Here is a 25961-nt window from a genome sequence, read left to right on the forward strand (position 1 = left end):
CTATCCGCCGGAGGGGGCCGCCCCTTCGCCTTCGGCCGCCGAGAGTTCCCCACGGGCGGTCTCGACGAGCCCGTCCGCGCCACAGCGCTTTGCGAGGGCGAGGCCCTCGCGGAGCAGCTCGACGCCCTCGTGGGCAAGGCCGACGCCGCGGAGCGCGGTGCCGTGGTCCACCAGCGCCATCGCCAGCTCGTGCCGGCAGGGAGATCTGCGCAGATGCGTCACGGCCCGGCCGAGCATGTCCAGGGCTTCGTCACCTTCGGTCAAGTGCGCCGCCCGCCGCAGCGCCTCACCCATCGCGGTGTCGGTGCCGAACCGTCCGGCATGCCGGATCGCCTGGTCGGCGAGCGCGCGGGCCCGCTCGGGGTTGTCCTCCGCGACCGCCGAGGCCAGATCGAGCGCCCACGGCGCCCAGAGCGTGTTGTTCCGGCCGCGCTCCTCCATGATCCGACCGACGGCCTCGAGTTCGGCGATGGCCTCCTTCCTGCGGCCACGGGCGAGCAGCAGCCGACCGACCACGGAGGGGGCGTCGGGCATCACCATCGCCGGAGGATAGGGCGGCCTGAAGGAGTACTTCTCCGCCACGGCCTCGGCCTCCGCCAAGTGACCACGGGCCAGCAGGGTCTCCACCAGCAGGCAGGTGCCGTCCCACTGGATGGGCAGTCCGGGACCCAGCCGGCCCGCCAGCCGCAGCCCTTCGCGCAGGAAGTCCTCGGCGACGGCGAGATTGCCGCGCCGTCGGTGAACGAGCCCGAGGAAGTCGTGGGCGAAGGCCAGGTGGGCACCGCTCCAGCCGGAGATCTCGAACGCCCGCACCGCCTCGCTGAACAGCCGCTCGGCACGGTCGAGCCGGTCGGTGTAGGCGTAGGTGATCCCGATGACGCTGGGGATCTCGAAGCCCCATTCGGTGTTGGTCCAGGACATGCCCGTGGCGAGCCGGCCGTCGTCGAGCGCGCGGTCGTTCAGCTCGGCCACCCGTACGGCGTCCTCACCGCGGACCATGCCGTCGAACGCGCGGAGCGCGAGCAGGGCACGCTCGGAGTTGTTACGCCCTTCGAGGCCGTCGGCGAGCTCGGCGATCTGCCGTGACCGCTGTTCGGCTCCCTCCTCTTCGTACTGAATGCCCTTCCACAGGAAGTGGGCGGCCTGCAGCCGCATCCGTCCCGAACCGGTCGGCATCTCGGCCGCGCGGGCGGCCACCACTTCGGCCGCGTCGCCGAGCTGGCCGTTGTGGGCGTACACCTGCGAGAGCCGGTAGGTGGCCTCGACCTGCAGTTCCTTGGGCAGGCTCGGCAGGGCCAGGGCCGCGCGCAGATGGTTGATGGTGGTGGACGGCGAGGTGAGCAGGGCCGCGCAGCCGAGCTCGTAGAGCACCGCGGCCCGGTCCTCGTCCGGCGGCGGCTCGGCCATCGCGCGCTCCAGACAGCGGCGGGCGGCCTCGGGGGCGCCCACGGCGAGGTGTTCGTGGGCGGCGGCGCGCAGTTGCCGCACCAGATCGGGGTCGTCGTCGGGGTGGACCTCCAGCAGGTGCCGCGAGGCGGCGGCCGCGCCGTGGCCCGCGTTGGTGATCGCCCAGGCGGCGAGGCCGTGCATCGCGGTGCGGGTGGCGGGCGGCACGGCCCGGTAGACGGAGGTGGCGATCAGCGGGTGGACGAATTCGAGATCGCCGGCGCCGGTGAGGATGCGGGCCTCGCGCAGCCGGTCCGCGCAGTCGGCGGCCTCCGACGGGCTCATTCCGGCGAGCATCGCGGCGACGCGCGGTGAGATCTCCGTACCGAGGACGGCCGCCGCCCAGGCGAACCGGGTGACGGAGGTGCCGAGCCGCTCCAGCCGGGTGACCAGGCCGCTGCCCCGGGCGGCGGCGCCGAGTTCGCGCAGCAGACAGGCGGACTCCTCGGCCGGCCGCAGCCCCCGGTCCTGCGCCTTGGCGATGAGCTCGACGGCCTCGTAGGGATTGCCGCCGGTGACGGCCCAGACCTCACGGCAGAAGGGGTCGTCCGCCTCACTGCTGAGCGTGGCCCGCACGAGATCGGTCACCGCCGCCGGGGTGAGGGCGTGCAGGCTGACGGGCCGGGTGCCGCGGCCGTCGACCAGCTCCTTGAACGCCGGGGTGTGCGCGGGCAGTTCGTCCGGCCGGTAGGCCACGGCCACGAGCAGCGGCAGCTCCCGCAGTCGCACGGCGAAGGAGGCCAGCCAGGCCAGGGATTCGGCGTCACCCCACTGGGCGTCGTCGATCACGACGACCAAGGGCGAGGTGGTCATCGCCAATTGGGTGACCACCCAGTCGAGGCTGTCGCGCACGCCCTGCGGGTCGGCCGGCGGCCCGAGCGGCGGCGCGATGCCGAGGACCGGCAGCGCGACGTCGTACCAGTCGCCCAGCAACTCCTGTCGCCGGGCCGGTGACATGGGCGCCAGGGCCGGCTGGAGGAGCTGGCGCACGATGTGGAAGGGAACGGCCTGGGACGACTCGCTGCCCCGACCGGCCAGCACGGTGCAGCCGCGCTCGGCGGCGACCCTCCGCAGCTCGCCGAGCAGGGCCGTCTTGCCGACCCCCGCCTCCCCGCTGTACAGCAACAGTCCGCCGAGGACAGCTTCCCCGCCGGCGATACGGCCGCACAGGCCGTCTACAGCCTGTTCCGCGGCGGCGATCTCCTGCTCGCGCTCGAACAGGGCGGTGTACTGGCGTCGATCACGCTGATGCCCCGTCATGGCAGTGTCTCCTGTAGGGATGTGGTGGGCCGAGCCTAGCCCTGTCGGCGGACCTTGGGGCATGGTTCACCGCAGCGAACCACCCACCCGCGTGACCCTCCCCCGCTGCCGAACATTTATTCGTTGCGCTCGGAAATCTCTTCGATATTCCGAGTTCGGGGTCATTGTGAGGCCTTTCGAATTCGCCCGTCAGCCCAATCCGCGAATATGACAACTTCGCGGTCCCGGCACCGCGTGACAGGCTACGCTCCATGTCGCGCAGCGGGTCGAGGCGACTCGAGCCCGCTGCCCCAACCGCCGTGCCACCGCAGGCCGGAGAACATCACCCAGCATTCCGCGTACGGCGTCGCCCATTCCCGCGGCGCCCCATAAGCCTTTTCCCAAGAGCACCGAGGATCTCGATGGTTGGTACTGGATCGTCACACCAAGGCAGGCGGCCCGCCTCCGCTCTCATATGGCTGGTCCCCCCTGTCGTGCTGGCGGTCTGCACGGTGACCGCCGCAGTCCTCGTACCTCTCGGCGCCCGCTCCCCCGTGGCCTGGTGCGGGACCGTGGCGACCGTCGCGGTGGCCCTCACCTCGTCGGAGGCGGTGCGGCGGGGCCGCATCATCGACACGCTGCGCCGGCGCTGCGCCGAGCAGGAGGCCGCGTTCCGTCACCGGCTCGTCCAACAGGAGATCGAGACCCGGCGGCTGGCCCGCGAGCTGCTGCCCGCCGCGGTGAACCTGCTGCAGCAGGGGGCATCAGCCGATGAGGTGCTCCGCGAGGTCAGGCCGCTGACCCCGCTCGACCCGTCGTTCGAGGCCGCGCACCGCTCGGTGCTGCGCTCGGTGGTGGAGGCGGTGCAGGCCGAGGAGGGGCTGCGCGACTCCGCGCACCGCGCCTTCGTCAACATCGCCCGCCGGGTGCAGGCGATCGTGCACCAACAGGCCACCGACCTCCGGGAGATGGAGGACCGGCACGGCAACGACCCGGACGTCTTCGGCGACTTGCTGCACCTGGACCACGGCACCGCGCTGATCGGCCGGCTCGCGGACAGCATCGCGGTGCTCGGCGGCTCCCGCCCCGGACGCCAGTGGAAGAACCCGATCCCCCTCTACAACGTCCTGCGCGGCGCCATGTCCCGGATCATGGACTACCGCCGGGTGGACCTGCACTCGGTGGCGGACGTCGCGGTCACCGGTCCCGGGGTGGAGCCGCTGATCCACGCGCTGGCCGAGCTGCTGGACAACGCCACCCGCTACTCGCCCCCGCAGACCCGGGTGCACCTGACCGCCGTGGAGGTCCAGTCGGGGGTGGCGGTCGAGATCGAGGACGCCGGCGTCGGCCTCACCGACGAGGCCCGCCGCCGTACCGACGCGGTGCTGGAGCTCGCCGACCGCGGCCTCGACCTCAACGACCTCGGCGAGACGCCGCGACTGGGGCTGGCCGTCGTCAGCCGGCTCGCCAAGACCTACCAGTTCCGGGTCTCGCTGCGGCCGTCGGCGTACGGCGGTGTGCGGGCCGTGCTGATCGTGCCGGAGAACCTGATCACCGCGAGCGCCACCCCGGGCGGCGAAATCGCCCGTGCGGCCACCCTCCCGCCCCCCAAGCCCAGGAAGAAGCCGGGCCGGCCGCTGCCGCCGCCTCCGGAGCTCGACCAGCCGACCGAGGAGTCCGACGGCTCGGGCGGCCTTCCGCAGCGCCGCCGGCGCGCTCCCGGCATCCCCTCGCGGGCCGCCCGGAAGGCAGCGGCCGCCGCGGCGGGCCGCACCCCCCGGCGGCACTCCCCGACGGCCGAGCCTCCCCCGCAACCGGGCCTGTGGCTGGCCGCCTTCACCAGCGCTGTCAACGGTGAGGAGCCGACGACCGACGCACGGGGACCGTTCAGTGATGAATCGTCAGACAAGGAAGAGTAGCCAAGTGACGCAGCTGCGGTTCAACATGGACTGGATGCTCAAGGACCTGGCATCCAGCGTTCCTCAGACCCGCCACGTGATCGTGTTGTCCTCGGACGGTCTGCGCATGGCGCAGCACGGTTCGGACACGGACGCCGCGGATCGCCTGGCCGCCGCCTGTGCGGGACTGCAGAGCCTGTCCACGGCGGTGGCCGCGGAGTTCCCGCACGGTGACGGGCAGATGCGACTGGTCGTGATCGAGGTCGACGGCGGCTTCTTCTATCTGATGGCGGCCGGCGCCGGGGCGTATCTGGCGGTGCTGGCGGACGACGACGTCGACGCCGGGCTCATGGGCCAGCGGATGCGGGACCTGGTGGCCCGGATCGGTGAGCATCTCACCAGTCCGCCGCGCGTCAGCGGGCCGGTCACGTGAGTAAGCCCAAAAATCCGTGGGACCAGGGAAATCCGGATCGGTTATACATCCTCACCACCGGGCGCAGCAGCACCGACCAGGATCTCAAGATCGATCTGGTGACGCTGATCGTCGCCCGGGCCGAGCCCGACCCCGGGCTCCAGCCCGAGCACGCCGCCATTGTGCGGATGTGTGACTACCCGCTCTCCGTCGCCGAGATATCGGCCTATCTCACCCTGCCCGTCAGCACCGTGACCGTATTGCTCACGGATCTGCTCACGAACGATCAAGTGGAGGCCAGGCCCCCGGTCCCGGTCGCCGCACTACCCGATGTGCGACTCCTGGAGGCGGTGATGCATGGACTACAGAACCTTTGACACACACGCCGGACCCAGGACCGAGGACATCCTCCCGGCCTCGACCGCGGCGGCCGTCAAGGTGGTGATCGTCGGTGGATTCGGGGTCGGCAAGACGACCCTCGTCGGCGCGGTCAGCGAGATCAGACCGCTGACCACCGAGGAGACGATGACCCAGGCCGGGGTCGGCGTGGACGATCTGGCCGGCATCGAGCACAAGACCGAGACGACCGTGGCGATGGACTTCGGTCGGATCAGCATCAACGAACAGCTGGTGCTGTATCTGTTCGGCACGCCCGGCCAGGAGCGCTTCTGGTTCCTGTGGGACGGATTGTTCGAAGGCGCACTGGGCGCGGTGGTCCTCCTCGACACCCGCCGCCTGGAGGTGAGTTACGACGTGATGGGCCTGCTGGAGGAGCGGGGCGTGCCCTTCGTCGTCGCCGTCAACACCTTCCCCGGCTCGCCCGTCCACGCCATGTCGGAGCTGCGGGCGGCCATGGACCTCCCTGATTCCGTGCCCATGTTCACCTGCGACGCCCGTGAGCGCGCCTCCTGTCGGGACGCGCTGATGACCCTCATGCGCTACCTCTACACCCTCACGAACGAATCCCCGGAGCCACAGTGACCCCCCGTGACGAACACTCCCGCGCCGACTCCGCGACGGTCGCTCCCCCGCAGTGCCCCGCCCATGCCTATGGCGAGGGCGGCATCGCGCGGCTGTACGGGCCCGCGGCCGAGGCAGACCCGATGGGACTGTACGAACAGCTCCGCGACCGGCACGGCGCGGTCGCACCGGTGCTGCTCCACGGCGATCTCCCGGCCTGGCTGATCCTCGGCTACCGCGAGAACCTCGACGTCACGCGGACACCGTCGCGGTTCTCGCGCGACTCCCGGAACTGGCGCGACATGCGCGAGGGCAAGCTCACCCCCGACCACCCGCTGGCTCCGATCTCCACCTGGCAGCCCATCTGCGCGTTCGCCGACGGCCAGGTGCACGAGCGGTGGCGCGGCGCCATCAACGACGCCATGGGCCGCTTCGACCGGCGAGGTGTCCGCCGTCACATCACCCGCTTCGCCAACCAGCTCGTCGACGGCTTCTGCACCACCGGGAAGGCCGACCTGGTGCACGAGTTCGCCGAGCACCTGCCCATGCTGGTGCTGACCCAATTGCTCGGGATGCCCGAGGAATACGGGCCGCAGCTGGTCAAGGCCGCCCGCGACATGATCAAGGGCACCGAGACCGCCGTCGCCAGCAACGCCTACGTACAGGAGACGCTGCGCAAGCTGGTGGTGCGCAAGCACGCCGACCCCGGCCCCGACTTCACCAGCTGGCTGCTGGAGCACCCCGCCAAGCTCTCCGACGAGGAGGTCCAGCAGCATCTGCGGCTGGTGCTCATCGCCGCGTTCGAGACCACGGCGAACCTGATCGCGAACACGGTACGCATGGTGCTGTCCGACCCGCGGTGCCGTGCCAATCTGGCCGGCGGCCATATGACCCTGCCGGACGCGGTCGAGCAGGTCCTGTGGGACGAACCGCCATTCACGACGATCCTCGGCCGCTGGGCCACCCAGGACACCGAGCTCGCCGGCCAGAAGATCAAGGCGGGGGACGCCCTCGTGCTGGGGCTGGCCGCGGCCAATGTGGACACGGCCATCCGCCCCGACCCGACGGCGCCCGTCCACGGCAACCGCTCCCACCTGGCCTTCAGTGGGGGTGCTCACGAATGCCCCGGCCAGGACATCGGCCGGGCCATCGCCGACACGGGTATCGACGCGCTGCTGAACCGGCTGCCGGACATCCGGCTGGCCGTCACGGAGTCCGAGCTGAGCTGGGTCTCCTCCCTGATGTCACGTCACCTGGTGGCGCTGCCGGTGCAGTTCACCCCGCAGCGCCCGCAGCCGCCCGAGGAGTCGGGGCTGTCCGTCCCGTCCGCGGCGGACCGGGCGGAGCCGGCTTCCCCGGAGCCTCAGACCTCCACGCCGGACAGGTCACCGGCGATCCCCGCGCCGGCGAAGCCGCCCCGCCCCCGGACGTCCGTGTGGAAGTCGCTGACCGGGTGGTTCCGGCGGCGGTGAATGACGCTGTCCAGCTGATCCCACCACCAGGCCGCCGACGCTATGGGCAGCGGCCCGGTGCCGGGGTCGCTGGGCGTGTCCCGCCACGTTATGCCGTAGGTCGCCCCTGGCACCGGGAGTTCATGCCGGTTGCGGGGGCTGGCGTAGCGCGGGGCCGCGTTCATCCACCGTATGCAGCCGGCGATGTAGTGGCCCAGGGCTTCGAGATAGCGGCGCAGCTCGGGGCCGGCGTCCCGGGCGATCTGGTCGCGCAGCTCCAGGAAGAGTGTCATGGCCCGGTCGCGTATGGCCAGGGCCTCGCCGAGGGCCTTGTCCGGGGGGCTGCCGTCCTGGTGGGCCAGGACGTTCACGAGGTTCTGGTCGGTGGTCTCCTGGTTGTCCTCCTTGGCATAGGAGAAAAGGTCGTTGTCGCAGCTCACGATGAACCCCGCGGCGTCGGTGAGGGCCTGGACGGGGGCGGAGTACAGCTCCCCGTCCGGGATCTCGATGCCGCTCGCGATCTCGCTCCAGGCCAGCGAGAAGCGGGTGCCGTTGATCGAGGGGCGTAAGGCGACATAGTCGGACAGGGTCGGCATGACGCCGCGTTCCACATTGCTGACCTGCCATGCGGCGCCGAACAGCCAGTCCCGCAGGCCCTCGGCCACCCGGCGGAGCTGGACGGGGGTGGCCAGGGCCCGGGTGCGGGCCGCGAGGTCCTCCAGGGCGGCGGCGAACGGGGTGTTGCCGAGCATGGCGGAGCCCGGCGCTTCGAGACATCGGGAGATCCGGGCGTTGAGGTCGACGATGCGGGAGGTCCGAATGTCCGCGGAGCCCGTGTCGTGCCAGAAGTCGTCGAGAGCGAACGCCCAGTGATTCCACTCGATGAACAGCAGCAGCGGTTCGTCCCTCCCGTACGGGATCATCCGGCAGCTGAAGTCGGTGCTGTGGGTGGCGATGCTCCAGGCCCGCTCGGTGCCGTCGTGGAAGAAGCCCATGGCGTCGAGCCAGGCTATGGCTTGTTCTTCCAGTTGGTCCGCCCGTGGATGGATGGCGGCGTCGATCGGGCAGTAGAAGGGGGGCAGCCGCCAGCCGATGGCGGATGCGCGCGTCGCGGTCTCGGTCATGGGGGTCAGTGTCCTCCGAGACGGAAGAGAAGGAGCCTGGTCTCCACCGCGTGGTCCCGCCAGACCCGGAACAACTTCCCGTGGGTGAGGGCCGATTCGACGAGCCGGTCGGCCGCGATCGGGGACTGGGCGTCCGTCCGCGCCATCCTGTCCAGCTCGGCCGTCGTCCAGGCCATGGACTGCACCCAGAACTCCGCGACCTGGTCGGTGACGTCCTCGTCCTGCTCCAGTTCGAAGCCGGCCGCGTGGGCGGCGTCGATGTATTCGGACAGGGTGCCCAGCCTGGTCTTGTAGTACCCGTCGATGAAGTTGGTCCACTCCGGCCGGCACAGGAAGTGCTCCTGGATCCCGAACCAGCCGCCGGGTTTGAGCGCCTTGGCCACCACGGAGAAGAGCCGTTCGCGGTCCATGTAGCCCGAGCTCTCGATGGCCACGGCGGCGTCGTACTTGTGCTCCTCGCACAGGTCGTGGATGTCGCCGAGGACCGGGGTGACGAGGTCCTCCACGCCCGCCTGCCGGACGAGGTCCGCCATCACGGGTACGTGTTTCGCGGTCACGGTCATCGCGGTGACCGCGCAACCGTGTTCCTGGGCCCAGTAGATGGAACCGCCGCCCAGGCCGCAGCCGATGTCGAAGAGCGCGGCCGGCGGGTCGTCCGTCACCCCCCAGGAGCGGGCGGCGTGATCGAGCGCCGCCTCCTGGGACTCGAAGAGACGACGCCGGATGACGCGCTGGGAGACGGTGGTGTTCGGTGCCGCACCGGAGTCGAACAGCCCGACATGGAAGTGGACTCGGGGGCCGGGGCCGTACTTGTGCAGAATGTCGGCGGTCTTCCTCGAGTAGTACAGCGGCACCTGGGTCTCGTCGCGCACCGCGTCGGGAGCAGCGGTCACTTCGGCGACAAGGTTCTCCATGGGATACCTCCGAGACATCGACTGTCGGTGAAGAGGCGGACAGGGAGATGGGCCACGGGAGGAGCGTTCTCTGGTGACTGAATCGCATGTTCGGTCTCGCATGTATGTCACGCCGCCCCCCGGCGACACACAACCAGCACGCCTGTCCAGTTTTGCCCGGTACCTGCCCATGGCGGGTCAGCGATAACCCACATTACGTACCGTCGTGCGCCTTTCTGACGCAGTGCGCCAGGATCACTTCAGCTCAATTTAGACCAAATTGAGCTGACATTGGCTTGCTTCACGACCAGAAAGGCTGAAAATTGCGCACTGTTGTCGGGGTTTTGGCCTTCCGACAGGCCAGTATCCAGACGGGCCGGGGATGGCCGGAACCCTCTTACTCATATGGTGCGCGGGCGATCGAAGGGGGGCACGGCTTCTGCGCATGCGCCCCTGGACTGTTGGGGAAGCAGCGCGGCCGCGCGTACCCGGGGGCATCTGGGACACTTCCGGCCCGGTCGGCGGCTGCCCGCGCCCGAAGGTCTCGGCCGCGCAGCGTGTCGCGGCCGTCGCGCCCTGCCCTTGATCGCCCCGCTCCCGCACACTGGTGACCCGGCCGGGACAAGGGAGGCGCGGCATGGCGGCGATGTCGGCGGTACGACGGTGGTCCGGGCTCGGCGCCTCGCCCTGGTGGCGGGCGGTGGCGGCCCTGCTCGCGGGCGCGCTGCCCGCGCTGGCCTTTCCGGCCCCCGCCCTGTGGTGGCTGGCCTACGCGGCCCTCGTCCCGTGGCTGCTGATCGTCGCGTCGGCCGCCACGCCCCGGCGTGCCGCCCTGGACGGGTGGCTCGGCGGCGCCGGCTTCCTGCTCGCCGTGCACCACTGGCTGCTGCCGAGCCTGCATGTCTTCATCCTCGTGCTGGCCGCGCTGCTGGGGCTGTTGTGGGCTCCCTGGGGGCTGCTGGTGCGCCGGCTGCTGGGCGGGGACCCGGGGCCGGGCCGGGTGGCGGCGGCGCTGGTCCTGGTGCCGTCCGGTTGGCTGATGGTCGAGCTGGTCCGCTCCTGGGAGTACCTCGGCGGCCCGTGGGGGCTGCTGGGTGCGAGCCAGTGGCAGGTGGCGCCCGCCCTGCGGATCGCCTCGGTCGGCGGGGTCTGGCTCGTGGGCTTCCTGCTGGTGGCGGTCAACACCGCGGTGGCCGCGCTGCTTTCGGCTCCCCGGGCCCGGGCGGCCGGGGCGGCGGGGGTGCTCGCGTGCGCGGTGGCGGTGGCCGGGGTGTGGGTGGGGGCACCGCTGCCGGAGCGGGCCGGCACGGTACGGATCGCGCTCGTACAACCGGGGGTGGTCGCCGGCGGTCTCAGTCCGCAGCGGCGCTTCGACCGCGAGGAGCTGCTCACCCGCCGGCTGGCCGGGCGGCGGGTGGATCTGGTGGTGTGGGGTGAGAGCAGTGTCGGTCAGGACCTGGGGGCGCGGCCCGTCCTGCGGCAACGGCTGGCCGCGCTGTCCCGCGCGGTGGGCGCGCCCCTGCTCGTCAACGTCGACGCGCGGCGCTCGGACCGCCCGGGCATCTTCAAGAGTTCGGTGCTGATCGGGCCGGACGGGCCGACCGGTGACCGCTACGACAAGACGCGGCTCGTGCCGTTCGGCGAGTACATCCCGGCGCGTTCGCTGCTCGGGTGGGCCACCTCTGTGGGCAAGGCGGCGGACGAGGACCGGCGGCGCGGCGACGGCCCGGTGGTGATGCGGCTGCCGGGCGACGGGCCGCTGATCGGGCCGCTGGTGTGCTTCGAGACGGCGTTCCCCGACATGAGCCGCCGATTGGTGCGCGACGGGGCCCAGTTGATTGTCGCCCAGTCCGCGACCTCGTCGTTCCAGCACAGTTGGGCGCCCGGACAGCACGCCTCATTGGCCGCGCTGCGGGCCGCCGAGACCTGGCGGCCGATGGCGCACGCGACGCTGACGGGGGTGAGCACGGTGGCGGACGCCCGGGGGCGGCAGGTCGGCGGGCAGTTGGGCACCGACCGCAGCGACTTCGCCGTCTACGATGTGCCGCTCGCTCGGGGCACCAGCCCGTACGTCCGGTACGGGGACTGGGTGGTGTACGGCTCGCTCGCCGCCCTCGGTGTCTTCTGTGCCGTCGAGGGCGCTCGCGGGCTGCGGCGTGCGGTCAGGAAGCCTGCTCGGTCACCGCGGTGACGATCCGCTCGCACAGGTCGTGTGTGCGCAGGGCGTCCTCGGCGTCCAGGACCTTGCCCGCGCGGACCGCGTCGAGGAAGAAGAGGACGATCTGCTCGATGCCGCGCTGACGGGCCACCGGCACCCAGTCGCCGCGTCGGCGGACGGTCGGCTGCCCCTTGTGGTCCACCACCTCGGCGAGGTTGAGGACCTGCCGCTTGGTGTCCTGGCCGGCGACCTCGAGGATCTCCTCGGTGGAGCCGCTCATCCGGTTCATGGTGCCGATGGCGGTGAAGCCGTCGCCCGACAACTGGAGGACGACGTGGTGCGTCAGGCCGTCGCGCACCCGGGCCCGGACGTCGACGTGGTCGATGGTGCCGGGCGCGAGGAAGCGCAGGGTGTCGACCACGTGGATGAAGTCGTCGAAGACCAGGGAGCGCGCTTCCTCGGCGAGGCCGACGCGGTTCTTCTGCATCAGGATCAGCTCGCGCGGGTGGCCCAGGCACTGCGCGTAGCCGGGTGCGAAACGGCGGTTGAAGCCGACCATCAGGCTCACGCCGCGTTCCTGGGCGAGGCGGACCAGGCGCTCGCTCGCGGCGAGGTCGTAGGCGAGGGGCTTGTCGACGTAGACCGGCACGTCCGCTTCGAGGAGCCGGGTGACGATCTCGGGGTGCGCGGCGGTCGCCGCGTGCACGAACGCCGCGTCGAGCCCGGCCCCGATCAGGGAGTCGAGGTCGGTGTGACGCTGGGCCTCGGGGACGCGGTAGGTGTCGGCGACCCGGTGGAGGGTGGCCGGGGTGCGGGTGTGGAGGTGGGGTTCGAGTCCCGGCTGGGCGGCCAGTACCGGCAGATAGGCCTTCTGTGCGATGTCCCCGAGCCCGATGCAACCGACCTTCACTGAGCCTCCCTGGTGCGTCATCCCGTTTGAGAAGCATACGTCCGTACGGGTGGCTCCCAGTCGGCGATGCCGTCGAAGCCGCGCAGCAGGAGCCCGGGGCCGAACCGGCTGACGGCGGCGATCGCCGTGTCCCGCAGGGCGACGGCGGGGGCGCCGGAGAGCATGAACAGCCGGGCGGTCCGGGCCGAGCGGCGCACGACGTCCATGGTGCGGGGCAGCCGGTCCCGGGTGTAGGCGGCGAGCGCGGGCGAGAGGTCCGCCGCGCCGGGAGTCAGGTGGTGGGCGAGGACGATCGCGTCCTCGATGGCCTGGTTGCCGCCCTGCCCGAGGGTGGGGGCCATCGCGTGGGCCGCGTCGCCGAGGAGCGCGACGCGACCGCGGTGGTAGGCGGGCAGCGGTTCGGCCATGAAACGGACGTCGTGGCGGAGGATCCGGTCGGGCACGGCCGCCGCGAGGATGTCGGGCACCGGGTGGTGCCAGGTGCCGAAGCGACGCAGCAGTTCGGCCTTCTCGTCGTCGGGGGCGCGGGTACCGGCGGGGGCCGCCGCGGCGGCGTAGGCGTAGATCCGGCCGTCCTTCATCGGATGGGTGCCCCAGAGCCCGGCGCGACCCCAGGTCTCGTGCGCCGCGAAGGGCCGGCCGGGGGCGTCGGTGACGAGGCGCCAGGTCGTGAAGCCGGAGTACACGGGCCCGGGGTGGGTGGGGAAGAGCACGGCGCGGGTCGCCGAGTTGATGCCGTCGGCGGCCACGACGAGGTCCGCCTCGATGTCGCCGTCGGGGGTGGCGACCCGGGCCGGCCGGTCGGCGGCGCCGGGGTCGGCGAGGGTGGCGGCGGCGCCCGTACGGACGGCTTCGTCCGGCAGGTGACCGACGAGCAGGTCGGCGAGGGTGGCCCGGTGGAGGAGGACCAGGGGTCCGCCGAAGCGGCGGGCGGCGGCCGCACTGTTGGTGCGCGACAGCCAGCGGCCGTCCGGGGCGCGCAGACCGCCGTCGCCCTGCCAGGCGGCCAGCGCCCGGACCTCGTCGCCGAGGCCGATGACGTCGAGGGAGCGCTGGCCGTTGGGGGCGAGGGAAATGCCCGCGCCCACGGGTTCGAGGGTGGCCGCGCGTTCGAGAACGCTGACGCGCCAGCCCTGTCGCCGCAGGGCCACCGCCGCGGTGAGCCCGCCGATCCCCGCTCCGATGACGACGGCGTGTGGTTGCCGCATGATTCCTCCCCGTTACTACAGCCGTAGTGCTTTCAGCGGTGACGTTACTACGCCCGTAGTGGGATTGCTAGGTTGGGGCCATGACCACCGATCGCAGCGCCCGCACCACGGGCGTGTCCCGTGCCGAACTGATCGCCGACACCGCCATCACCCTGCTCGCTGGGCGCGGCATGCGGGGGCTGACGCACCGGGCGGTGGACGAGGCGGCCGGACTGCCGCCGGGCTCGACCTCGAATCACGCCCGTACCCGCGCGGCACTGCTGGAACTGGCGCTGCGGCGGCACGCGGCACGCGAGGCGCGCGCGCTCACACTGACGGAGCTGCCGGACCCCGCCGACGGGCTGGACGCGCCGGCCGACGCGCTCGCGCTGGCCCTGCACCGCACGCTCACCGACCACCGCGAACTGCTCGTAGCACGGTACGAGTTGGCGCTGGAGACCACTCGGCGGCCGGAGCTGCGGAAGATCTACGACGAGGAGGGCCGGGCATTCCGTGAGCCGCTGATCGCCCTGATGGCCGCCGCCGGGTCCGCCACCCCGGAGCGGCACGCGCTGTCCGTGATCGCGTGGGGCGAGGGGCTGATGTTCTTGTGCGCGGCAGGGGCGTACCACGGGGAGGTGCCGGGGCAGGAGGAGCTGCGCGAGAGGATCGGCGAGCTGCTGCGCGGCGTGCTCGGGCAATAACCCGTGGCGTGCGGAACCGGCCCCCGGCGAGGATGGCGGGCATGATCACACCAGCGCGCCCCGAGACGCCCACCCTCGCCGACGAACGTACCTCGCTGGAGAGTTGGCTCGAGTATCACCGGGCCACGCTGGCCATCAAGTGCGCCGGGCTCGACGACAAGCAACTGCGCGAGGCGAGCGCGCCGCCCTCCGCTCTCTCCCTGCTCGGGCTCGTCCGGCACATGGCGGAGGTCGAGCGCTCCTGGTTCCGGCGGGTGCTCGCCGGGGAGGAGACGGCCGGGCCGATCTACTGCACCGACGACAACCCCGACGGTGACTTCCTGGCCCCGGCGGAGGACACCTGGGAAGAGGCCTACGCCACCTGGCAGGCGGAGATCGAGGCGGCACGCGAGGCGGCGCGGGGGCGCTCGCTCGACGACGTCGGCCACGCCGCGCATCACGGCGGCAAGGCGTTCAATCTGCGCTGGATCTACGTCCACATGATCGAGGAGTACGCGCGGCACAACGGTCACGCCGACCTCGTCCGTGAACGGATCGACGGCGCGGCCGGTTACTGACCCGCCCCCCCGGTGACCGTCGGCGGCCGACCGGTCGTCGCGCGTCACCCGTGCGGGGAATACCCAACCCACCGGGTCAGGCAGCAGGGTGGGGCGAATGCATCGAATGCCCGCGGCGGCGGCTCTGGCGGCGGTGGCGATGTCGGCCGCCGTCGGCTGCGTCGCCCTCTCCCCCCATGCCGCCTCCCCCGCGTCCGACCGGTCCGGCTTCTCCCGCGTCACCGAACCGAGGATGTCACCGGCCCCCGCCCGGGAATCCCTGGGCCTGGTGGGGCCGGACGGCCCGGAGGGATCGGACGGCTCACGGTCTCCGTCCGCGGCGGATGCGAAGGCGCCGTCGGCGTCCGGGGCGGGGCAGGAGCGGGACGGGGATGAGGATCCGGACCGGAGCACCGAGGCGGAGGCCCGCGCGGAGGACGCCGCGGACTCACGACCCTCCTCGTCGCGGGCGGCCGATCCGGACCGGTGGGACGGCCCGGGCCACTCCGAGGTGCGCTCACCGCGCGCCGCTCCCCCGGCGCGCTCGGCATCGGGCCGGGAGCCGGAATCGGCGCCGGCGCCGCCGCCCCGCTATGACCCGCCGTCCCGGCATCACGTCGAGCAGGCACCTCCGCCACCGCAGCGCTCCGAGTCGCGCCCCGCCCAGCAGGCCCCGCCCCGCTCGGGTTCGAACCTGTGCGCACTGGGCGAAACGTACGGGCGCTGGAAGAAGGACGACGACGCGTCGCGGATCTGTCGCCAGGCGTACGGGCACTGATCCGCCGCCCCGGCCCCGCCGCTCGGCGCCGGCCGGGACGGTCAGCCCCGGTGGAGCCGGTCAGGCGCCGAGGTCGGGGATCCGCCAGTCGATCGGCTGATGGTCCTGGGCCGCGATCGCCTCGTTGATCTGCGTGAAGGGGCGGCTGCCGAAGAACTTCCGCGCCGACAGGGGCGAGGGGTGCGCGCCCTTGACGACGACATGGCGCTCCTCGTCGATCAGGGGCAGCTTCTTCTGGGCGTAGTTGCCCCACAGCACGAAGACGGCCGGGTCCGGCCGGGAGGCGACGGCGCGGATGACGGCGTCCGTGAACTTCTCCCAACCCTTGCCCTTGTGGGAGTTGGCCTCGCCGGCCCTGACGGTCAGCACCGCGTTGAGCAGCAGGACGCCCTGCTGCGCCCACGGCATCAGATAGCCGTTGTCGGGCACGGGGTAGCCGAGCTCCTCGTGCATCTCCTTGTAGATGTTGCGCAGCGAGGGCGGGGTCTTCACCCCGGGGCGGACCGAGAAGCACAGGCCGTGGCCCTGCCCCGCGCCGTGGTAGGGGTCCTGCCCGAGGACCAGGACCTTCACCTGGTCATAAGGGGTCGCCTCCAGGGCCGCGAAGACCTCCTCGCGCGGTGGGTACACCGGCCCGGCCGCCCGCTCCTCCTCGACGAAGTCGACGAGCTCCTTGAAGTACGGCTTCTCCAGCTCCTCGCCGAGGACTCCGCGCCAGGACTCGGGCAGCATGTCGGTGTAGGTCACGTCAACAACCTCCGGGGTTCGTTCTGTTCTCATCGGAGAACTTACCGGCGACCACTGACAACGCCGCCACGAAGCCGGTCGGCTGCCCGGGGCCCGGGCAGCCGACCGTGTCAGACCGCCGCGTTGAGGAAGAGCCCGCCGTCCACGACGAGCGTCTGGCCGGTGACCCACCCGGCGGCGTCGGAGAGCAGGAACGCCGCCGCGCCGCCGATGTCCTCCGGGACGCCGAGACGGCCGAGCGGGTAGGACGCCACGGCCTCCTCCTCGCGCCCTTCGTAGAGCGCCGCGGCGAACTTGGTCTTCACCACGGCGGGGGCGATGGCGTTGACCCGTACCCCCGGCGCCAGCTCGTGCGCGAGTTGCAGCGTGAGGTTGACCATGGCGGCCTTGCTGATCCCGTAGGCACCGACGAACGGGGACGCCCCGAGGCCCGCGACGGAGGCGATGTTGACGATCGCCCCGCCGTTGTCCTTCTGCCACGCCTTCCACGTCTGCTGGGCGAAGCCGAGCGCCGAGATGACGTTGGTCTCGAAGACCTTCCGGGCGACCGCGAGGTCCAGCTCGGCGATCGGGCCGAACACCGGGTTGGTACCGGCGTTGTTGACCAGGTAGTCGACGCGGCCGAAGGCCTCCATGGCCCGCTCGACGGCGACGGCCTGGTGGGCCTCGTCGTGGGCCTTGCCGGCGACGCCGACCGCCCGGTCGGCGCCGAGCCTCTCGACGGCCTCCTTGAGCGCTTCCTCGGTGCGGCCGGTGATCACGACGCGGTCGCCACGGGCGACGAGCGCCTCGGCGATGCCGTAACCGATGCCCCGGCTGGCGCCCGTGACGAGGGCGACCTTTCCGCTGTCCTGTGTGGTCATGTGGTGCTGCACCCCTGTCAGTTGAGCGGTCCGCCGGCCACGTACAGGACCTGGCCGGAGACGAAGCCGGCCTCCTCGCCGGTGAAGAAGGCGACGGCGTTGGCGATGTCCGCGGGCTCCCCGACGCGCTGCACCGGGATCTGGGAGGCGGCCGCGGTCTTGAAGTCCTCGAAGCCCATACCGACGCGGGCCGCGGTGGCCGCGGTCATGTCGGTGGCGATGAAGCCGGGGGCGACGGAGTTGGCGGTGACGCCGAACTTGCCGAGCTCCTTGGCGAGGGTCTTGGTGAGGCCCTGCATCCCGGCCTTGGCGGCGGCGTAGTTGGCCTGGCCGCGGTTGCCGAGCGCCGAGCTGCTGGAGAGGTTGACGATCCGGCCGAACCCGGCGTCCACCATGTGCTTCTGGCAGGCCCGCGACATCAGGAACGCGCCGCGCAGATGCACGTTGAGGACGGTGTCCCAGTCGTCCTCGCTCATCTTGAACAGCAGGTTGTCGCGGAGCACCCCGGCGTTGTTGACGAGGATCACCGGCGCGCCCAGCTCGGCGGCGACGCGGGCCACGGCGGCCTCCACCTGTGCCGCGTCGGAGACGTCGCAGCCGACGGCGAGGGCCTTGCCGCCGGCCGCCGTGATGTTCTCCACGGTGTCCGCGCAGGCCGCCTCGTCGAGGTCGAGAACGGCGACCGCGCGGCCCTCCCCGGCCAGGCGAACGGCGGTCGCGGCGCCGATGCCACGGGCCGCGCCCGTGACGACGGCTACGCGCTGCTCGGTGGTGGACATGCGGGTTCTCCTCACCTCGGACGACAGGGCACGGCGGCTCGCCGAGCGGTCCGGCCCCCGGGTCCGGGGACCGGCCTCTCGGGTGAGCAACCGCTTAGTAGCTTCAGCAGACAGACGCTAGAAGCCCCGCCACCCGCTGTCAACGCTTCCCGGCGGCCCGCCCGGCCTCATCGCACCAGCAGGTCCAGCAAGCGCTCCGACTCCCGCTCGGGATCCGCGGTCAGTCCGGTGTGCACCGGCCCGGGCTGGACGATGGTGCTGCGCGGCGCGATCAGCCAGCGAAAGCGCCGCCCGGGGTCGTCCCCGGCGGCCTGACCGGCCCGTTCCCCGCCGGAGCAGACGCCTTCGACAGCACCCAGCGCGGCCCGTACGCCCGCCACGTCGGCCGTCGGGTCGAGCGCCAGCAGCCGGGCCTCGTCCAGGTGGACGCGGGCCGCGACGAACGCCTTCGCCTGGCAGTAGACGACCACCCCCGCGTTGATCAGCTCACCGCGCTCCACGCGCGGCACGACGCGCAGCAGCGCGTACTCGAAAACGTCGCGTCCGTTGTGGCGCCCGGTCATTTTCCGGCCCTTCCGTCGAGCCTGACCCGCACCCACTCCGGGGCCTGCGAGGGCTTGTCCTTGCTGCGCTCGCCGAGCGTGATGCGGTCACCGATGGTCGCGGCGCGGGCCAGCAGCGTCTCGACGTAGGCGCGCCGCAGCGCGTCCGGGTCGGCGAAGCCCGGTTCGTCCACCAGCCATTCGTCCGGCACGTCGGCGGTGACGTCGGTCAGCAGTTCCTCGGTGACCTGCGGCGCGAGTTCGGCCCCGGCGGCGACGACGGCCGGGCCGAAGGTGGCCAGGACGTGGTCGGAGGCGTCGTAGGCCTTGTCGGCGGCGGCCCGCGCGGTGGGCCAGTTGTGGTGCCAGATCATCGTGGCACCGTGGTCGATGAGCCACAGCTCGCCGTGCCAGACCAGCAGATTGGGGTTGCGCCACGAGCGGTCGACGTTGTTGATGAGCGCGTCGAACCAGATCACGCGCCCGGCCTCGGCCGCACCGATCTCGAAGGCGAGCGGGTCGAAGCCGAGAGCCCCGGGAAGGAAGTCCATCCCCAGGTTGAGACCGCCGCTCGCCTTCAGCAGGCCCTGCACCTCCTGGTCCGGCTCGGCCCGGCCGATCACCGGGTCCAGCCAGATGCCCGCCAGGTCCGGGACGCGCAGCCCGAGCCGACGGCCCAGCTGTCCGCAGATCACCTCCGCGACCAGCGTCTTGCGGCCCTGGCCGGCACCGGTGAACTTCATGACGTACGTACCGAGATCGTCGGCCTCGACGATCCCGGGGAGCGAGCCACCCTCACGCAAGGGCGTGACATAGCGGGTGGCGGTGACTTCGGGGAGCATTGCCCCAGGCTACTGCGGCGCACAGGGCCGTCCGGCCACGACCGTCCCCGGTACCGGTACGGTCGTTTTCCTGTCAGGGTGCCGCGCATGGACAACATGATCACCAGGGGAACCGACACCGCGGACGACCCCTTCGACCTCGGCGGAAACGCCACGGACGTCGCCGGGTTCCCACGCCGGTTCGCCCGTTCCCGGCGCTTCTCCCTCGGTGCGCCGCGTCACTTCACGGTCTCGCCCGACGGGCGGCGGGTGCTGTTCACGCGCACGGGCGGCGGGCTGGACCCGCTGAGCCGGCTGTGGCTGTACGAGGACGGGCGGGAGCGCCTGCTCGCCGACCCGGCGGGGCCGGCGGACGGCACCGGCATACCGGACGCGGAGCGGGCACGGCGGGAGCGGGCCCGCGAGCAGTCGGCGGGCATCGTGTCGTACGCGACCGACCGCGAGGTGCGGCTGGCCGTGTTCGCCGTGGGCGGCGAGCTCCGGGCGGCCCGCACGGACGGCACCGCGCCCTTCCGGCTGCCGACGGCCGGTCCCGCCGTGGACCCGCGGCCCTCGCCCGACGGCCGTCATGTCGCGTACGTCAGCGGCGGCGCGCTGCATGTGATGTCCATGGCGGGCGAGGAGCTGCTGCGACTGGTGCCGGAGGAGGCGGAGGTCACCTACGGTCTGGCGGAGTTCACGGCGATGGAGTCGATGGGGCGCTCGCGGGGCTACTGGTGGGCGCCGGACGGGCGGGCGCTGCTGGTCGCCCGGGTCGACCCCGCACGGGTGCCGCTGTGGCACCTGGCCGATCCGGCCGATCCGGCGAAGGCGCCCCGCCCCGTCCGCTACCCGGCGGCGGGCACCACCAACGCCGACGTCACCCTGTTCGTCGTGACGCTCGACGGCCGGCGCACGGAGGTGACCTGGGACCGCGCGGCGTTCGAGTACCTGGCCACGGCCGACTGGGACGCGCACGGCCCGCTGATCGGTGTGCAGAGCCGCGACCAGCGTCAACTGCGGGTGCTGACGGTGGACCCGGACACGGGCGCGACCGCGGTGGCCGGCGAGCGGCACGACCCCGCGTGGGTGGAGCTCGTCCCCGGCACCCCGGCCCGCACCCGCTCCGGCGCCCTGGTGGAGCCCCTCGAATCACGGGACACCAGACGGCTGGGGATCGACGGCCGTCCGGTGACCCCCGAGGGGCTGCACCTGGACGCGGTGCTCGGCACGGACGGGGAGCGCGTGTTGTTCACGGCCTGGGAGGACCCGACCGCGTGTCACGTCTGGTCGTACGAGCCGGGCCACGGCCTCACCCGGCTGAGCCGGGAGCCGGGCAGGCACACGGCGGTCATGGGCGGCCCCACGGTGGTGCTGGACGGCCGGACCGTGGACGGGCACACGGTGACGGTCCTGCGCGACGGCGAGCCGGCCGGTTCGATCGCCTCGTTCGTCGCCGACCCCCTGCTCGCGCCGCGGCCAAAGTTCCTGACGCTCGGCCGGCGGGAGCTGCCCGGCATGCTGTTCCTGCCCTCCTGGCACGAGCCGGGGGCGGGGAAGCTGCCGGTGCTGCTCTGCCCGTACGGCGGGCCGGGGGTGCGGCTCGTGGTGCGGGAGCGCGGATGGTGGACGTGCGTGGCACGGTGGTTCGCCGAGCAGGGCTTCGCGGTGCTGATCGTGGACGGCCGGGGCACGCCCGGCCGGGGGCCCGCGTGGGAGAAGGCGGTGCGCGGCGACCAGCTGACGCCCGTCCTGGAGGACCAGATCGACGCGCTGCGGGCGGTGTGCGAGCGGTACCCGGACCTGGACCCGGGGCGGGTGGGGATCCGCGGCTGGTCGTTCGGCGGCACCCTCGCGGCGGCCGCGGTCCTGCGCCGGCCCGAGGTCTTCCACGCGGCGGTCTCCGGTGCGGCGCCGACCGATCAGCGGCTGTACGACACACACTGGAAGGAACGCTTCCTCGGCCACCCGGACGAGGAGCCGGAGAACTACGCGCGCTCGTCGACGATCGGCGACGCACCCCTGCTGCGTCGCCCGCTGCTGCTGGTCCACGGCATGGCGGACGACAACGTGGCGGTGGCCCACACGCTGCGGATGTCAGCGGCGCTGCTGGCGGCGGGGCGGCCGCACTCGGTGCTGCCGCTGGTGAGGTCGACGCACATGGCTGCGGAGGGCACCACCGAGAACCTCCTGCTGTTCGAGCTGGACTTCCTGAAAAAGGCACTCGGGCGCTGAACGCGGGCGGCGGCGGGCCCGTAGATCTCCTTGTACCGGTCGCGTCGCGTGCCCGTCACGTCGTCGCACCGGTCGCACACGGCAGCGGGCCGGGCAGCACCGGCCCGTTGTTCAGCACGACAACGGCACCAAGGAGCGAACATGACGCACATGTCACCCGCCCCGGGCGGCGCGAGCCGCCGCAGCGTCGTCGCGGCGGTCGGGGCCACCGGCCTCGCCGCCGCGCTCGCGGCCTGCGGCGGTTCGGACGACAAGTCGACGACGCCCGGCAACCCCGACGCGGATGCCACGTCCGGTACGACGCAGCAGACCTCCCGGCCCGGGCAGGAGTCCTCGAACGCCGGGGCCACGGGAGACCGGGTGCTGGCCCGGACGTCGGAGATCCCGGTGGGCGGCGGAAAGGTCTTCGCGGACCGGCGGGTGGTGGTGACGCAGCCCTCCAAGGGCGAGTTCAAGGCGTTCTCGGCGATCTGCACCCACCAGAAGTGCGTGGTCAAGGACGTGTCGGACGGGACGATCAACTGCCCTTGCCACGGCAGTAAATTCAGCGTCGAGGACGGCAGCGTCCGGCACGAGCCGGCGAAGCTCCCGCTGCCGGAGATGAAGATCTCCGTGCGGGACGGCTCCATCGGGCTCGGCTGAGATCACCGGGGCCGGGCGCGGCCGCGTTCAGCGCGGCCCGCCCGGGCGCCGCCAACCGCGCAGGACGGCGTCGGTCGTGGTCATGGTGGCGACGAGGGCGAGGGTGTGGCGGACCATCGCCGCGGTGTAGTCGGCGGGCACGCCGGCGATGGCGTCGGCGGGGACGACGGCCGTGTAACCGAGGTTGACGGCATCGAAGACGGCGTTGGGGATCGCGACGTTGGCCGAGACCCCGGTGACGATCAGGGTGCGGCAGCCGAGATTGCGCAGCAGCGCGTCCACGCCGGTACCGGCGAGCGGTGAGAGCCCGTGCAGTCGCCGTACGACGAGGTCGTCCTCGCCGACCGGGATCGGCTCGGCGACGCGAACGGCCAGCGTGCCGGTGAGCTGCTGTACGGGCAGTCGTTCGGCGGCGCGGAAGAGGCGGGCGTTGCGGCCCGCGCCGCGGCCGTCGGGGCGGCGCTCGGCGATGGCGTGCACGACCTGGACGCCCGCCGCGTGCGCGCCCTCGACGAGCCGCGCGACGTTGCCCAGGGCGCCGGAGGCGCGGGCGACGGCGGCGAGCTCGGGCAGCGCGCTGTCGGGGCCGACGACGCCTCGCTGGCACTCCACGGTCAGGAGCACGGTCGTCGCCGGGTCGAGCCGCTCGCCGGGCTGGTCCTGCGGCGCCATGGCGCTCCTCGTCGACTTCTCGGTACGGCCGGGCGGACCGCGAAGGCCCGGGACCCGAATCGCGTGAGGGTAGCGGGCATTGCGCGACGGGGGAAGTTGCCCGATGCTTCCTGACATACCGTCAGTTCCGGGAGGGTGATGCGGAAGATGACCGCCACACAGCGGCGGGGCCGCCGGATCATGATGACGCGACCCGAACTGGACGCCTTCCTCACCGAGCGGCGCACCTGTCGGGTGGCCACGGTCGGCCCTGATGGCCGGCCGCACGTCGGCGCGCTGTGGTTCGTCTGGGACGGGGCCGCGCTGTGGCTGTACTCCCTGACCCGCAGCCGCCGGTGGGCCGATCTGCGCCGGGACCCGCGGGTGGCGGTGGTCGTCGACGACGGCCGGGAGTACGGGGAGCTGCGCGGCGCCGAGCTGTCCGGCACCGCCGCGTTCGTCGGCGAGGCCCCGCGTACCGGTGAGCCCTGCCCCGGACTCGACGCGGCAGAGGCGCTGTTCGCCGCCAAGTACTTCGGCCTGGACGCGATGCCGCATGACGGCCGGCACGCCTGGCTGCGGCTGACGCCGGAGGCCGTCGTCTCCTGGGACTTCCGCAAGCTGCCCAGCGCGTAGGTCCTGTCCGGCGGATCTTCGCGGGCTCCCGACGCCCGGCACTGGGGGCACCTCCCAGCGGTAGCTGGGGGAGCTCGCCGCGTTGTCGGAGTCGCCCGAGTACGCCCGGTACGAGGGCGATCCTCCGCCTTGCGATCGCACGCCCCGGACGCCGCTCGCTGTCCACGAAGATCCGCCGGACAGGCCCTGGGGGCGCGGAAGCAGCAGTCTTGCGGGGGTCCGCTCAGCCGGTCCGGCCGCCGACCGCTTCCCCCGCGGTGCGCAGCGCTTCGACCGCCGCCCGGATCGACGGCCTGCGATCGGCGTCCGCCCGCCAGACCGCGTAGACATGGCGGCACATGGTGTGCCGTACGGGCACGACCCGCACCCCGTCCGGCACCGGGCCCCGGCCGAGGCGGGGGGCGACGGCGACCCCGAGCCCGGCGGCGACGAGGGCGAGCTGGGTGTGGTGCTCCTCGGCCATGTGCGAGATGCGGGGCTCGATGCCCTTGCCGCGCAGGGTGAGCATCAGCCAGTCGTGACAGAACTCGCCGCGGGGCCAGGAGACCCATTCGTCGTCGGCGAGGTCCTCGAGATCCAGCTCGCCCCGGTCGGCGAGCGGGTGGCCGGCGGGCAGCGCCACGTCGGCGGGGTCGTCGAGGATCGGGGCCTTGGCCAGGCCGTCGGGCATCGGCAGCGGCTTGTTGTACCAGTCGAGGACGACCGCGACATCGATGTCGCCGCGCACCACGCGCGGCACGGCCTCGTCGGGCTCCATCTCCTCCAGCCGGGCGCGCAGTTGCGGGTGGGCGTCACGCAATTCCGCGAGCGCGGCCGGGAACAGCCCGCGGGCCGCCGTAGGGAACGCGCCGAGCAGCAGCTCGCCGACGGCCTGGCCGCGCTGCGCCTCCAGATCGGCCTGGGCCAGCTCCACCTGGGAGAGGATGCGCGAGGCGTGCTCGGCGAGCAGCCGGCCGGCGTCGGTGAGCCGCACCCCCCGGCCGTTCTTGGCCAGCAACTGCTGGCCGGTCTCCCGCTCCAGCTTGGCCAGCTGCTGCGAGACGGCGGAGGTCGTCACATGCAGTCCGTCCGCCGCGCCGCTGACGGAACCGTGGCGGGCGACGGCGTTGAGGGTACGCAGGCGGTCCAGGTTCAACATGTAAGGGATGCTACGCGATGCCACACACAATTATTTGCTTGTTCTAATACGTATGGCCCGGCATGGTGATCTCCATGAGCGTCGTCGCACCAGGATCACCTTCCGCCACAGCCACCACCCGTCCCTCAACCGCAGCCCCTTCCGCCCCCGGCCTTTCGACCGGACCCTCGACCGGCACCGCGGGGGACTCCGGGCCGGCCCGGCCCGCCGTGGACTGGCGTATCCGCTTCGGCGTGCTCTCGCTCATCTGGGGCTTCAGCTTTCTCTTCATCAAGCTCGGCACGGACGGCTTCGCGCCGCTCTACGTCTCCTGGGGGCGCGTGTTCTTCGGCGCCCTGGTGCTCGTCGCCATCCTCGCCGTCAAGCGGCAGCGGCTGCCGCGCGGCGCCCGCACCTGGGGGCACCTGGCCGTCGCGGCGCTCCTGCTCAACGCCCTCCCCTTCTCGCTCTTCGCCTACGCCGAGCTGACCATCTCCTCCACCCTGGCCGGCATCTGCAACGCCACGACCCCGCTGTGGGGCATGGTCCTCTCGCTCGTCGCCCTCTCCGAGGACCGCCCCACCCGGCGCCGGTTCGCCGGTCTCGGCCTGGGCTTCATCGGGGTGCTCACCGTCCTCGGCGCCTGGCAGGGCTTCGACGGGCAGGACCCCACCGGCACGCTGCTGGCCCTGATCGCCTCGCTCAGCTACGCGGTCGGCTGGATCTACGTCCGGCGCACACTGTCCGACACCGGCAACTCCCATCTGTCGATGTCGGGCGCCCAGCTGCTCCTCGCCACAGCCCAGCTCGCCGTGGTCGCCCCGGTGTTCAGCCCGCTGCCCACCTCCTTCCCCGTCGTGCCCGTGCTGTCGATAGTCGCGCTCGGGGCGCTGGGCACCGGGCTCGCCTTCCTCTTCCAGTACGGGCTGGTCGCGGAGGTCGGTCCGACGACCGCGACCATGACCACGTACTTCATCCCGGTTATCGCGACGGCGGCCGGTGTCGCCCTCCTCGACGAGCGGCTCACCTGGAACACCCCGGTCGGCGCGCTGATCGTGCTGGCCGGAGCGGCGCTCACCCAGGGCAGGTCCCGGGCGAAGGCCTCCCGCCGGCCCGCCGCCGACGCGGTCCCCGAGCCCACCCGGCGACCGGCTCCGCAGCGCCCGGGGAAGTGACCGTCGACCGACCCCGGCACTGCCCCGGCAACCGATCCAGCGCTGACCGGCACGCGG

25 protein-coding genes are annotated in these 25961 nt (G+C 72.4%); 13 read left to right on the forward strand and 12 right to left on the reverse strand.

What is annotated here, in order from left to right; all coding sequences use genetic code 11:
* Complete coding sequence (locus ACZ53N_RS19180) at positions 1–2706, reverse strand: ATP-binding protein (RefSeq protein ID WP_469142015.1); 2706 nt, start codon at positions 2704–2706, stop codon at positions 1–3.
* A gap of 401 nt (positions 2707–3107) precedes the next feature.
* On the opposite strand from ACZ53N_RS19180, the gene ACZ53N_RS19185 reads away from it, so the two are divergent.
* From ACZ53N_RS19185 to ACZ53N_RS19205, 5 genes are read left to right on the forward strand one after another with little or no spacing between them, the layout of a single operon-like run.
* Positions 3108–4604, forward strand: coding sequence for an ATP-binding protein (locus ACZ53N_RS19185; RefSeq protein WP_469142016.1), 1497 nt, complete (start codon positions 3108–3110; stop codon positions 4602–4604).
* A gap of 25 nt (positions 4605–4629) precedes the next feature.
* On the forward strand, positions 4630–5016 hold the full coding sequence (locus ACZ53N_RS19190) for a roadblock/LC7 domain-containing protein (protein WP_184737155.1): 387 nt from the start codon (positions 4630–4632) through the stop codon (positions 5014–5016).
* Positions 5013–5372 carry a DUF742 domain-containing protein gene (locus tag ACZ53N_RS19195; protein WP_469142017.1) on the forward strand — a complete coding sequence of 120 codons (360 nt, stop codon included), beginning with the start codon at positions 5013–5015 and terminating at the stop codon, positions 5370–5372. The genes ACZ53N_RS19190 and ACZ53N_RS19195 overlap by 4 nt, the downstream gene beginning before the upstream one ends.
* Positions 5353–5976, forward strand: coding sequence for a GTP-binding protein (locus ACZ53N_RS19200; protein ID WP_356457611.1), 624 nt, complete (start codon positions 5353–5355; stop codon positions 5974–5976). The genes ACZ53N_RS19195 and ACZ53N_RS19200 overlap by 20 nt, the downstream gene beginning before the upstream one ends.
* Positions 5973–7427, forward strand: coding sequence for a cytochrome P450 (locus tag ACZ53N_RS19205; RefSeq protein WP_469142018.1), 1455 nt, complete (start codon positions 5973–5975; stop codon positions 7425–7427). Before ACZ53N_RS19200 ends, ACZ53N_RS19205 begins: the two co-directional genes overlap by 4 nt.
* Here the strand turns inward: ACZ53N_RS19205 and ACZ53N_RS19210 are convergent.
* Complete coding sequence (locus ACZ53N_RS19210; protein WP_469142019.1) at positions 7319–8530, reverse strand: terpene synthase family protein; 1212 nt, start codon at positions 8528–8530, stop codon at positions 7319–7321. The genes ACZ53N_RS19205 and ACZ53N_RS19210 overlap by 109 nt on opposite strands.
* A 5-nt stretch (positions 8531–8535) precedes the next feature.
* On the reverse strand, positions 8536–9444 hold the full coding sequence (locus tag ACZ53N_RS19215; RefSeq protein ID WP_469142020.1) for an SAM-dependent methyltransferase: 909 nt from the start codon (positions 9442–9444) through the stop codon (positions 8536–8538).
* A gap of 616 nt (positions 9445–10060) precedes the next feature.
* Here ACZ53N_RS19215 and lnt point away from each other — a divergent pair.
* Positions 10061–11614: an apolipoprotein N-acyltransferase gene (gene lnt, locus ACZ53N_RS19220; protein WP_469142021.1), complete on the forward strand. Its 1554-nt coding sequence runs from the start codon at positions 10061–10063 to the stop codon at positions 11612–11614.
* Here lnt and ACZ53N_RS19225 read toward each other — a convergent pair.
* Positions 11586–12491: a Gfo/Idh/MocA family protein gene (locus ACZ53N_RS19225; protein WP_469142022.1), complete on the reverse strand. Its 906-nt coding sequence runs from the start codon at positions 12489–12491 to the stop codon at positions 11586–11588. The two genes, lnt and ACZ53N_RS19225, sit on opposite strands and share 29 nt — an antisense overlap.
* A gap of 17 nt (positions 12492–12508) precedes the next feature.
* Entirely contained in the window at positions 12509–13699 is a 1191-nt protein-coding gene (locus ACZ53N_RS19230; RefSeq protein WP_469142023.1) for an FAD-dependent monooxygenase, read from the reverse strand.
* An 80-nt stretch (positions 13700–13779) separates the two neighbouring features.
* On the opposite strand from ACZ53N_RS19230, the gene ACZ53N_RS19235 reads away from it, so the two are divergent.
* From ACZ53N_RS19235 to ACZ53N_RS19245, 3 genes are all read left to right on the forward strand, one after another.
* A complete protein-coding gene (locus ACZ53N_RS19235; protein ID WP_469142024.1) occupies positions 13780–14382 on the forward strand; it encodes a TetR/AcrR family transcriptional regulator in 603 nt (200 codons plus the stop codon).
* 44 nt (positions 14383–14426) lie between these two features.
* On the forward strand, positions 14427–14939 hold the full coding sequence (locus ACZ53N_RS19240; protein WP_469142056.1) for a DinB family protein: 513 nt from the start codon (positions 14427–14429) through the stop codon (positions 14937–14939).
* Positions 14940–15036: 97 nt separating this feature from the next.
* A complete protein-coding gene (locus ACZ53N_RS19245; protein ID WP_469142025.1) occupies positions 15037–15696 on the forward strand; it encodes a hypothetical protein in 660 nt (219 codons plus the stop codon).
* A gap of 60 nt (positions 15697–15756) precedes the next feature.
* Here ACZ53N_RS19245 and ung read toward each other — a convergent pair whose 3' ends face one another.
* The 5 genes from ung to ACZ53N_RS19270 all read right to left on the reverse strand — a co-directional run bounded on the left by ung (position 15757) and on the right by ACZ53N_RS19270 (position 19469).
* Positions 15757–16443 (reverse strand): uracil-DNA glycosylase, encoded by a 687-nt coding sequence (gene ung, locus ACZ53N_RS19250; RefSeq protein ID WP_469142026.1) that lies wholly within the window; start codon positions 16441–16443, stop codon positions 15757–15759.
* A 110-nt stretch (positions 16444–16553) separates the two neighbouring features.
* Positions 16554–17306 (reverse strand): SDR family oxidoreductase, encoded by a 753-nt coding sequence (locus tag ACZ53N_RS19255; protein ID WP_469142027.1) that lies wholly within the window; start codon positions 17304–17306, stop codon positions 16554–16556.
* A gap of 17 nt (positions 17307–17323) precedes the next feature.
* The gene (fabG, locus tag ACZ53N_RS19260) at positions 17324–18085 is read right to left on the reverse strand and encodes a 3-oxoacyl-ACP reductase FabG (protein WP_469142028.1); all 762 of its coding nucleotides are present in this window, start codon (positions 18083–18085) and stop codon (positions 17324–17326) included.
* 167 nt (positions 18086–18252) lie between these two features.
* Positions 18253–18648, reverse strand: coding sequence for a DUF3037 domain-containing protein (locus tag ACZ53N_RS19265; RefSeq protein ID WP_469142029.1), 396 nt, complete (start codon positions 18646–18648; stop codon positions 18253–18255).
* Positions 18645–19469, reverse strand: a complete 825-nt coding sequence (locus ACZ53N_RS19270) for a HipA family kinase (RefSeq protein ID WP_469142030.1) — start codon at positions 19467–19469, stop codon at positions 18645–18647. Before ACZ53N_RS19270 ends, ACZ53N_RS19265 begins: the two co-directional genes overlap by 4 nt.
* A gap of 96 nt (positions 19470–19565) precedes the next feature.
* Between ACZ53N_RS19270 and ACZ53N_RS19275 the strand changes: the two genes are divergently transcribed.
* Positions 19566–21683, forward strand: coding sequence for a S9 family peptidase (locus ACZ53N_RS19275; RefSeq protein WP_469142057.1), 2118 nt, complete (start codon positions 19566–19568; stop codon positions 21681–21683).
* A gap of 141 nt (positions 21684–21824) precedes the next feature.
* The gene (locus ACZ53N_RS19280) at positions 21825–22325 is read left to right on the forward strand and encodes a Rieske (2Fe-2S) protein (protein ID WP_469142031.1); all 501 of its coding nucleotides are present in this window, start codon (positions 21825–21827) and stop codon (positions 22323–22325) included.
* A 27-nt stretch (positions 22326–22352) separates the two neighbouring features.
* Here the strand turns inward: ACZ53N_RS19280 and ACZ53N_RS19285 are convergent, their stop codons facing one another.
* Entirely contained in the window at positions 22353–22997 is a 645-nt protein-coding gene (locus ACZ53N_RS19285; protein ID WP_418098442.1) for a cysteine hydrolase family protein, read from the reverse strand.
* Positions 22998–23144: 147 nt separating this feature from the next.
* Here ACZ53N_RS19285 and ACZ53N_RS19290 point away from each other — a divergent pair, with 147 nt between their 5' ends.
* Positions 23145–23612, forward strand: coding sequence for a pyridoxamine 5'-phosphate oxidase family protein (locus tag ACZ53N_RS19290; RefSeq protein WP_469142032.1), 468 nt, complete (start codon positions 23145–23147; stop codon positions 23610–23612).
* A 223-nt stretch (positions 23613–23835) separates the two neighbouring features.
* On the opposite strand, the gene ACZ53N_RS19295 is transcribed toward ACZ53N_RS19290, so the two are convergent.
* Positions 23836–24750, reverse strand: a complete 915-nt coding sequence (locus ACZ53N_RS19295) for a LysR family transcriptional regulator (RefSeq protein ID WP_469142033.1) — start codon at positions 24748–24750, stop codon at positions 23836–23838.
* Positions 24751–24824: 74 nt separating this feature from the next.
* On the opposite strand from ACZ53N_RS19295, the gene ACZ53N_RS19300 reads away from it, so the two are divergent.
* The gene (locus tag ACZ53N_RS19300) at positions 24825–25904 is read left to right on the forward strand and encodes a DMT family transporter (protein WP_469142034.1); all 1080 of its coding nucleotides are present in this window, start codon (positions 24825–24827) and stop codon (positions 25902–25904) included.
* The last annotated feature ends 57 nt before the right edge of the window (positions 25905–25961 follow it).

This window comes from Streptomyces sp. NPDC033229 (assembly GCF_055576875.1).